8 protein-coding genes are annotated in these 10,724 nt (G+C 23.1%); 7 read left to right on the top strand and 1 reads right to left on the bottom strand.

Going from position 1 to position 10,724, the window contains the following annotated elements; all coding sequences use genetic code 11:
- From AVBRAN9333_RS09175 to AVBRAN9333_RS09205, 7 genes are all read left to right on the top strand, one after another.
- Positions 1-1,712, top strand: a 1,712-nt coding sequence (locus tag AVBRAN9333_RS09175) for a CDP-glycerol glycerophosphotransferase family protein (RefSeq protein ID WP_336609882.1), incomplete at its 5' end; no start/stop codon positions are given.
- 9 nt (positions 1,713-1,721) lie between these two features.
- Complete coding sequence (locus tag AVBRAN9333_RS09180; RefSeq protein WP_336609883.1) at positions 1,722-3,242, top strand: amino acid adenylation domain-containing protein; 1,521 nt, start codon at positions 1,722-1,724, stop codon at positions 3,240-3,242.
- Positions 3,243-3,251: 9 nt separating this feature from the next.
- On the top strand, positions 3,252-3,479 hold the full coding sequence (locus AVBRAN9333_RS09185) for an acyl carrier protein (RefSeq protein WP_336609884.1): 228 nt from the start codon (positions 3,252-3,254) through the stop codon (positions 3,477-3,479).
- Positions 3,476-6,214 carry a hypothetical protein gene (locus tag AVBRAN9333_RS09190; protein WP_336609885.1) on the top strand — a complete coding sequence of 913 codons (2,739 nt, stop codon included), beginning with the start codon at positions 3,476-3,478 and terminating at the stop codon, positions 6,212-6,214. The genes AVBRAN9333_RS09185 and AVBRAN9333_RS09190 overlap by 4 nt, the downstream gene beginning before the upstream one ends.
- Complete coding sequence (locus tag AVBRAN9333_RS09195) at positions 6,211-6,648, top strand: HAD-IIIC family phosphatase (protein WP_336609886.1); 438 nt, start codon at positions 6,211-6,213, stop codon at positions 6,646-6,648. The genes AVBRAN9333_RS09190 and AVBRAN9333_RS09195 overlap by 4 nt, the downstream gene beginning before the upstream one ends.
- On the top strand, positions 6,645-8,204 hold the full coding sequence (locus AVBRAN9333_RS09200) for a capsular biosynthesis protein (protein ID WP_239802663.1): 1,560 nt from the start codon (positions 6,645-6,647) through the stop codon (positions 8,202-8,204). Before AVBRAN9333_RS09195 ends, AVBRAN9333_RS09200 begins: the two co-directional genes overlap by 4 nt.
- Positions 8,204-8,935 carry a glycosyltransferase family 2 protein gene (locus AVBRAN9333_RS09205; RefSeq protein WP_336609887.1) on the top strand — a complete coding sequence of 244 codons (732 nt, stop codon included), beginning with the start codon at positions 8,204-8,206 and terminating at the stop codon, positions 8,933-8,935. The genes AVBRAN9333_RS09200 and AVBRAN9333_RS09205 overlap by 1 nt, the downstream gene beginning before the upstream one ends.
- Positions 8,936-8,959: 24 nt before the next feature.
- On the opposite strand, the gene AVBRAN9333_RS09210 is transcribed toward AVBRAN9333_RS09205, so the two are convergent.
- The coding region (locus AVBRAN9333_RS09210; RefSeq protein WP_336609888.1) for a CDP-glycerol glycerophosphotransferase family protein at positions 8,960-10,724 on the bottom strand (1,765 nt) is incomplete at its 5' end.

Genomic DNA, 10,724 nt, shown 5'->3' on the forward strand with positions numbered 1-10,724 from the left:
AGAGTTCTACGCTTGATAAAGGAATTAATAATGAGTATTTTTTAAATGTTACAAAAAATGGAACACTAGAAATTATAAAAAAAAATAATAATATATTTATACAAAATGTTTGTCTATATCATCATATTTGGCAAATAAGAATTATATTAAACAACCCTAAGACTATATCAAAGTTAAACAAAGATGAAATAAAAATTTATAAGCAAAATTTAAATGAACTTTTTAAACATATTAAAGTTACAACAATTGAAAAGTTTAATATCGCTGGATGTGATTTTTATTATAAAATAGGTATGTTAAATTGCTTTAAAAAAGAAGATTCAAATTTCAATATTTGTTATATCAAAAAAATATGCAATTATAAAAATGAAATTTTACTTAGTTTTTTTACTAGAAATAAAAACTGGAATTTAAAAGTAGAATTTGACAACGGTAATTATGAAATTATTAGTAAAAAAACAATAGAACATAAATTTATAGATGAAATATTTATTTATGAAAACTATGTGTGGATTAAGTATTCATTTTTAGCAAATAACTTTAAGCTTTATTTAGATAATAAAGAAATGATGATTGGATATGGAAATTATATTTATGATTTAAATAAAATTTCTTCAAATAATTCTAATATTTGGGTATTTATAGATTCTGATATGAGGGCTGATGATAATGCAGAGCATTTATATAGATATGTTATGAAAAATCATCTTGATAAAAAAATATGTTTTGTTTTAGATAAAAAGTCAAAAGATTGGGAAAGATTAAAAGAGGAGGGTTTTAACTTAGTAGAGTTTAAATCTCATACATATTACAAAATAGCAAAAGAAACGCAAGTTTTAATTTCATCACATGCTGATAGATATTTTTTAAATGATTTTGATTTATTCTCTAAAACCAAATTTGTATTTCTACAGCATGGTATAACTAAAGATAATTTATCAAATTGGCTTAATGGCAAAACTATAGATTTACTTATAACCGCAACCAAGGCAGAATATAATTCTATAACAAATGAAAATTATAAATTTTCTCATAAAGAAACTAGATTAACAGGTTTTGCTAGACATGATAATTTAATTCATCTTGTAAAACATACAAATTCAACAAATACAATAATACTAATGCCTACTTGGAGACAGTATTTAGTAACTAATAAAAACAATACTTCAGAAAGAAATAAAATTAATGATATTATAGATTCTAATTACTTTAAAACATATAAAAGTTTTTTAATGAACCAAAAAGTATTGGATATCCTAAAAGCTCATAATTATAAAATAAAAGTCTTATTACATCAAGCTATGAGTGTTTACAAAGATGAATACCAAAAATTAACAAGCCAATATGTTAATTTTTATAATTTAAGTGATATTTCACTACAAGAAGAATTGATAACTTCCAAGGCCTTGATAACTGATTATTCTTCAATCGCATTTGAAATGGCTTTAATTAATAAACCTGTAATTTATTATCAATTTGATAAAGATGAATTTTTTGCAAACCACACATATGCACAAGGATATTTTGAATATGAAAGAGATGGGTTTGGAGCAGTTGTTGAAACAGAAGGTAGTTTAATAAAAGAATTAGAAAATTTATTTAAATTAGATTTTAATATTGAACAAAAATACCAAGAGAGAATTAATAATACTTTCGTATTTAAAGATTCTAAAAACTGCGAAAGAATTTATCAAGAAATTATAAAACTATAAGGAATTAAAATGATAAACAATATTATAGATTTTTTAAAAAAATCAAGCAAAAATTTTCCAGATAAAGTTGCTATAGTAGAACCTTTCACTACTAGTTTAGCTTTGAATAAAAAAAATAAAATCACTTATAGTAAACTAGATGAGTATACAGATAAACTAGCTAGTCATATTATTAAAACCATTGATAATTTAAATGAGCAATTTCCAATTTTAATAATTCTCCCAAAAGGAATTGATTGTTTAATATCTTTTTTTGCAGTTGCTAAAAGTGGTAATTTTTATACCTTACTTAGTGAAGATACTCCTAAAGAGAGATTAGATAAAATAATCTCAAAATTAGAACCAAAAATTATAATAACCAATAAAAATACACAGTTAAATTACAATATACACACAGTATTCATTGAAGATATTGATAATTTTAGTACAGATTATGATTTACTAAAGCAAAAATATAATGAGCACATAGATAATAATTTATTGTATGTTTTATTTACTTCAGGCTCAACTGGCGAACCTAAGGGTGTTTGTATATCACATAAAGGTGTGATTGATTATGCTTTAGCAATTTGTGAAACTTTTAAATTTAATAGTGATTTTATTTTGGCAAACCAAACACCTTTTTATTTTGATGCTTCTATAAAAGATATATTCCCAACAATAGCGGTTGGTGCAACATTGCATATAATCCCAAATTCGGCATACGCTTTTCCTATAAAAATAATCAAATATTTAGAAGAAATGAAAATTAACACTATTATTTGGGTTCCTACAGTTTTAACATATTTTTCAAATTTTAAAGATTTTGATAAACTTGAATTAAATGAACTAAAGCGAGTTTATTGGAGTGGTGAAATAATGCCTACAAAAACTTTCAATAAATGGAGAAAACAATTTCCAAACATTGAGTATGCAAATTTATATGGACCAACAGAGATTACAGATACTTGTTCTTATTATATTTTTGAAAGAGAAATTCTAGATAATGAAATAATACCTATTGGGGTGGGGTATAAAAATACACAATTATTGGTATTTGATGAAAATATGCAACTAATAACAAAAAACAATATAGACATTAAAGGACTTTTATTTGTAAGAGGTTGTGGTGTAAGCTATGGATATTACAATGATAATAAAAAAACTAACAATAGCTTTATTCAAAATCCTTTACATAATAATTATCAAGACTTAATCTATAACACAGGAGATATTGTCGCGTATAATAAACATGGGGAATTAGTTTGTTATGGAAGAGTAGATAATCAAATAAAATACAAGGGTCATAGAATAGAATTAGGTGAAATTGAAAATATTATAAATTCACACGATTTAATTAAAAATGTAGCTTGTATTTTTAAAGATGAAATCATTTGCTTTTATGAAAGTGAAGAAGAAATTGATATAAAAAAATATTTGGTTGATAAATTACCAAACTATATGATACCTACAAAAATTATAAGATTGGATTGTTTTAAACTAAATCAAAATGGAAAAATTGATAGAAAATATTTAAAAGAAAATTATTAAGGAGAAAAAATGAAAAAGCAAATTATAAAAATTTTAACAGAAGATATGGAATTAAATATTAATAAAAATGAAAATAACTTAATTCAAAATAAAATACTAGATTCTTTGGCTATTATGAATTTAATTGGTAATCTTGAAGAAAAGTTTAATATTGAAATTGATTTTGGAGATATAACAGAAGAAAATTTAAACAGTATAGATGATATAGAAAAACTCATAACTAGGTTAAAGTCATGAATATAACTTGTTTTGGAACATGTGATATGATATGGACTGGCCCTTTCATTAAAGGACTAAAAGATTCTGGCAACAACATTTTAGCATTAGCTCATTCTAACACAAGTATGGGTTCTAATATTTATCACCTTATTAAATATAAAGATAAAATTATAAAATCAGATCTTATTATCATAGGAATTTCAGAAGAAAGTAGTAGAAATGAAATTATAGAAAGCCATGAAAAGTTAAGCTTATATTTTTATAACGAATTAGTAAAAATTAATAAAAAAGTTTTAGTTATTATATGGCATTACGTTAATATGTATACACAAGATGGTGTTGTATATGATTATTCTAAAACGCAAGAAAATTTATGTAAACATTTTGGGTTTAACTATATTGATTTATTTACCTATTTTAAAGATAAAAATATATTTGATTTTTATAATAACCAAATAGACAAACATCATCCAATATATGATACCGTATACCTATTCGCAATGGAAGTATCTAAAAACATAGATAAATTTAATTACCCTATGAAAGTTATTGAAGATTATAATATTGATTTTAATGTCTTGGATAATAATACTTTGCAGTATAAAAATACATTGAAAGTGAGAAATCACCTGCAAAATCAAAATATCATAAAATTAGAAAACACTCAAATAACTTTTCCACCAAGTGTATATGATCATTATTTAGTGAGTATTCATACATGGAATAGAGCGATAGGTATGGATAATTCAAACTATGGTTTGATAAAAATAACAACTTCAAACACTGCTACAAACCTAACCCTATGGGGATGGGAGCATATAGCAGACTTATATCTTAACGAATATAGAATTGATGAAAACTTCATTGTAAAAACAATAAAAAATTTTGACAGCCCTAAAGAATTTAGGTGTATAAATGTAAGTAATTTTAGTGAAAAAGTTGGAATAATAGGCTTCTTAATAAGCAATAAAACTATAAAATCAATTAAAAAAATTGAGCTACAAAATAACTCTGATTTTAACTTTAATCATATTGGTGATATTTTCATACAATTACAAAATGTAGTTAATGATTATTACAAAAGAATAAAACAAGATATAGCATATCTTGACCAGCTTAAAAATGAAATTGTGCAAGATAGAAAAAATTGGAACTATAAAGGTGTAAAAGAAAAATATAAAAAAATTGTCGCGCTAAATAACAAATATATTTTCACTTATCTTGACTTCTTATATAACATCGGTGATTATCAAGAAATAATAGATATTACAACCGATTTAAAAGTCTTTGAAAATGAAGAATTTTATAAATCATATCAAGACTATAATAAGATGTGGGCAATTTTCAATTTAGTTAAATTTTATTACTTAATTAATATAGAAGATTTATCTTCAAATGATAGTGAAAGAAAACTATATGCAAGCTATAAATTTCTAGATATAAAGCACTTAAATAATGTATTAAAGGATAAAAATTTTTATAAAGACCATTGGAGTTTTACTTTTATTATTAATGCAATTTTTAATAAGCTTGTAGAAAACAACAGACTAGACATAGAAGTTGCTAATAATATTATTCAATATTTAAACAAATATAATACTTCAAAAGATAGAAAAAAATACATTGTAAAAACAATAGTTCACTATTTTATCTTAAAAAGCAAAAGCTTTTTTAATTTTAATTATAATTTAATTTTTTTAATTGACTGTTTAAAAGATAATGATTTGGGTGGTAAAGAATTACAAAAACTAGTATATAGTTTAATTAAATTACATGGTTTAAATAATATAAATACATTGCAAAAAAATTTAAATAATATTAAAGTAGCAGTCTGTATGAGTGGTCCTTTAAGAGGGGATTATATAAAATCGTTAGAGTTATTAAAAAATAATATCTTATTGCCTTTAAATGCAGATTTGTTTGTTCACACTTGGGAAAATACTAGATTATATACAGGATTTAGAGGCGGAAATATATGGCATTCGCTTTTTGGAAGCGAAATTTCAAATAAAGCAGTTGGAGAAATAATAAATAAAGAATTATTACAAAAACTTTTACCAAATACATTTAAAGTATTATCGGCTGAAATTATTCTTAAAACAGAGTATGATTTTTTCAATAATGTTAATCCAACTAATATACTAATTGATAGCGAAAAAAATTTTGAAAACAGCTTTAAAGACTATCAACTTTTAAAATATTCGAGAACGCAAAATTTAAATATTAGTAAAATGTTTTATGGCATTCAAAAATCTCTCGAACTAATGTTACAACATGAGATAAAAAATAATATAAAATATGACTTTATTATAAGATTAAGGCCTGATGTACCTATTTTAGAACAAATAACATTAGAAAAAATACAAAAAATTCAAAATGGTCAAATTCAAGTTTCTTTCACAGAATTTGGAATGGATGATACTACGTTTATAGGAAGAAGAATAGATATGATAAAACTCATGCAATATTTTCATTACGTAGATAGCTTAAAAAAACTAGATATCTTCAATATTAATGAAGATTCTCCACATGATACATTGATAAGTTACTTAATTTACAATGGTTTAGAGAATGTTGATTATAAGATAATTAAAAGCTCTGATATATCTTTTTGTACAAAATCCATAAGACCTGATTTTGATGAAGCATTACAAGAAGATTTTAAAAATATACAAGATGAAAATTTAAAGAAAAAACTTATTGATTTTTTTGAAGAAATTAAAAAACAAACTAGAGTGGTAAAAATCCAATGAAAACATTAATAGTAGATTTAGATGGAACCATAACAGTTGACACAGATTGTGAGTATGATGATAAACCAGTCAATCAAGAAGTAGTTAAAAGACTAATGGAATATAAAAAAATGGGATTTAAATTAGTTATCAACACAAGTAGAAATATGAAAACTTATAAAGGAAATATAGGCAAGATAAATATTAACACTTTACCTAAAATAATAGAGTGGTTAAATAAACACAATGTCCCATATGATGAAATAATTATTGGAAAACCTTGGTGCGGAGAAGATGGATTTTATATAGATGATAAAGCTATTAGACCTAGTGAATTTATATCTAAAAGTTATGACGAAATAAAAGAATTGCTAAATAAAGAAGCTTTGCATCAAAAATCAAATAATTCAAGCGACCATAAAGTTACAAACATTAGTGGGGGGGGGTATAAATGATTATCATAACCTCTGCTCGTTATGTAAATCCGGAACTAGAAACAGAATTTGGAAAAGTACCACCATCGTTTCTACCAGTAGGCGGAAAAAAATTATATGAATACCAATCTTCATTATTTAAAAATATAAATGATAAAATTATACTAACTATACCAAAAAGTTACGAACTAAATAAATATGATAACCTAAAATTAAAAGAACTTAAAATAAATATTCTAAGACTAGATGAAAACTTAACATTAGGGCAATCATTATCTCAGGCAATTTGTTTAAATTTAACTAATACAAATTTAAAAAAAGGTTTAAAAATTTTACATGGTGATACATTTTTTAAAAATTTAAACTTTTTAGATAATAGCATAGGAGTATCAAGAAGCAATGATAATTATAATTGGACTTATCTACTTAAAGATACAAAGCCTATATTCCATATAAAAAATAATCAAGAATTGAATACTAAAGATATACTCAATGGTTTTTTTGAAGTTCAAAACATAAATTATTTTTTAAAATGCCTAATTGAATGCGATTATGATTTTAAACAAACACTATTAAATTATTCAAAAAAATATAATTTTAATTTAAACACAAATCAAACTTGGCTTGATTGTGGTATTGCGACAAATTATTTTAATACCAAAAAGACTATAACCACAGAAAGAGCATTTAATTCCTTAAAAATCATCAATGGTTATGTATGTAAAAGTTCTTCTATGGATAATAGGATAAAAGCAGAACAAAATTGGTTTGGCTCTTTACCAAAGGAATTATCTTTATATATACCTCATTTTTATTTAGAAAATAACAAATACTATACAGAATATCTTTATTTAAATACATTATCAGAGCTTTATGTTTTTGGAAAAATCAATAAAATTACCTGGGAAAGAATATTTTTAAGTTTAAAAAATTTTCTAACTATATTACATAGTCATAAAACAAAAGAAGCAGTTAGCTATGATTATAAATTCAAAACACAACAAAGATTAAAAGAATTCTCTAAAGAAGCTAACTTTAACATTGATAAAAACATTATTTTTAATCAAAAAATTAATACTAGTATAAATGAAATTATAAAGGACATTGATAGTAATCTTATAGAGCAAAAACAAAATAGTTTTATTCACGGAGACTTTTGTTTTAGCAATATTTTATATGATTTTAAATCTGCTTCTATAAAAACAATTGATCCTAGAGGAATGGATTTCAAAAACAACATAACACCTTACGGAAATAGTTCGTATGATTATGCTAAGTTATTTCATTCAATTATTGGACTATATGATTTTATAATTGCAAAACACTATAAATTAAAATTTAAAAACACAAATGACAATTACATAATAGATTTTAGTTTATATAAAAATAAAAGTATTGATGAAATACAAAGTAAATTTTTAGAAATTTTTCAAAATACTTTTAATATAAAAGAGATTTATATTATAACAATTCATCTTTTTTTATCAATGCTTCCGCTTCACAGCGATGATTTAAAAAAACAATATGCCTTACTTGCAAACGCAATAAGATTATATATAGAATTTAAGGAATTATAATGACAATAATATTTCCAATGGCAGGACTTAGTAGTAGATTTTTTAAAGCAGGATATAAAATACCAAAATATATGCTTCTTATAAATAACAATACTTTATTTTATGAAGTAATAAGTGGCTTTAATAAGTATTTTAATGGCTGTAATTTTTTATTTATTTGTAAAAAAGATTATAGCACTAAAGATTTTATTATTAAAGAATGTAAAAAGTTAAATTTAAAAACTTATATGGTTATTGAACTAGATTTTGATACTTTAGGTCAAGCGCATACCGTATACTTAGGTTTAGAAAAATCTAATATAAAAGATAATATTTTAATTTTTAATATAGATACAATTAGACCTAATTTTCAATTACCAAATGAAGAATTTTTAGCTAATTGTGATGGCTATTTAGAAGTTTTTGAAGCAGATGGAGATAATTGGTCGTTTATTCTACCTGGCACTGATAACTTAGTCTTAAAGACAACAGAAAAAGAACGCATATCATCTTTATGTAGTAGTGGGCTTTATTATTTTAAAAACTCAAACGATTTTATAACAATTTTTCAAACAATGTTAGCAAATAATGAAACTTCAAGAAATGAATATTATATAGCACCTATGTATAACTATCTTATAAAAGATAAAAAATCAATTAAATACTACCAGATAAAACAAAACGAAATTATCCCCTGTGGAACACCTAATGAATATGAAATGATAATAAAAGAAATTGAAAGCTATAAATAATTTTTTAATATTCAACAAAACTAATTAAAAATTAATTTTTAAATTCTCTTTTAGTATTTTAATAACTTCTGAAATATTTGCACAAATATCACCGAAACCATGCTTATGATAATCAAAATAACCTTTATCATAAATATGGCTATAATATTCTTCTTCGCTAAATTGAAAATATATAATTTTCTTTTTAAGTAATGCAAAATCAAAAGCTATTGATGAATAATCCGTTATTAAAATACTAGCTTTGCATAAATATTCTTGAATATCAATATCTTGCATATTTACAACTTCTACAAAAGAAGACAATTTAAAATCATCTAAATATTCAAGCATTGCAAAATGTGGCATAAAAACTACTTTATATCCATTATTTTTACACAATTCTTCCAATTCTTTACCGGTTAAAAGTTCTTTATAATTTTGATAATATAAACTAGTATAAAATTTATCATTTTTCTTTCTTTTATATGTTTGTTTATCAATTTTATCTGCCAAATACTCTCTCCAAGTAGGAAAAATCAAAATCATCTTTTCTTGTTTAATCGCCCTACTTTTTTCTATAAGTTTTTCAAACCTAGGCATGCCAGTAAGCACAACTTCTTTTGAACTTAGCTTATAATCAGAATAATCACTAACAATAGAATTATATTCATCAGTTGTGCTTGTAATTATTAGCGAAATATCTTTAAAATTAAGCCAGTTTGATATATTATCCTTAGTTACTCCATGTTGTAAAAATATATAATCTTTATTAAATAAAGTATATTTACCAATACCTTTTAATAAATAATTATCAGTATGTGAACTTATAATCTTTCTAGCTTTAAACAATTGTATTTTAAACCAAATTCCAGAACTAGATACTACATTAAAATTCTTGTTTTTTAATCTTATATAATCAGATGAGTTCTTGTCTATGACAAAGGCAATTTTTTGTTCTGGATGATTTTTTTGAATATATTCATAAAGATACTCTGCATTATCATTTGCTTTATACTTCCTATCAGCAAATAACCATAATTCATGTTTTTTATATCCTAAATGATGTCGTATTTCTTGATATATCGCTTCATTTATTTGAATATTTTTACTAAAGCTTTTATTGTTTATATATTCCATAAATTCAAAATTATCTGATTTTATCGTTGTATCATACTGAATACCCAATTGTAAAAAATACTTGATTTTATAATAACTTTTATCTTTATTAACCAATGTTTGATTATTTAACACTACTTCTATATTTTTTATATACCCTACTTCTTTAAGATATATAATTTTCTTATAAATAACAAATTCATCTAATAAATTAATTTGTTGAATTTTAATCAAATCTATATTAAATTTTTTATTGTTTATAAAAATTTCTAGTTTATCTTCTTTTGTAACAGAATAATAACTTATTCTTAAATATTTTTTTGTGTATTTTTCTAAAACACAAGCATTTGTATATTCTAAATAATTTTTATATTTTTTTAAAACTCCTAATAATAAATAATTATTTCTTAATAAAAAAGAATTCTTAATCACATCAACATCTAAATACTTAAATATATCTATTAGTATATTTTCAAGACATTTTTTTTCCTCAATAGCTAAACTAATAACTTTTAAATAATTTTCAATTAGCTCCTTTATCATCCAATAAACATCATAAATAATAGTCTGCTGTATAAAATTAGGGATATACCCTAACTCATTTTGTGTATATTCAAGTAAAGCTAAGTATCCACGAGATGAAACATCTAAAAAATATCTTTTATCTTTTAATTTTTTATCAAGCGTAGAATTA

It is taken from the genome of Campylobacter sp. RM9333, assembly GCF_020137705.1.
Classification (GTDB): Bacteria; Campylobacterota; Campylobacteria; order Campylobacterales; family Campylobacteraceae; genus Campylobacter_E.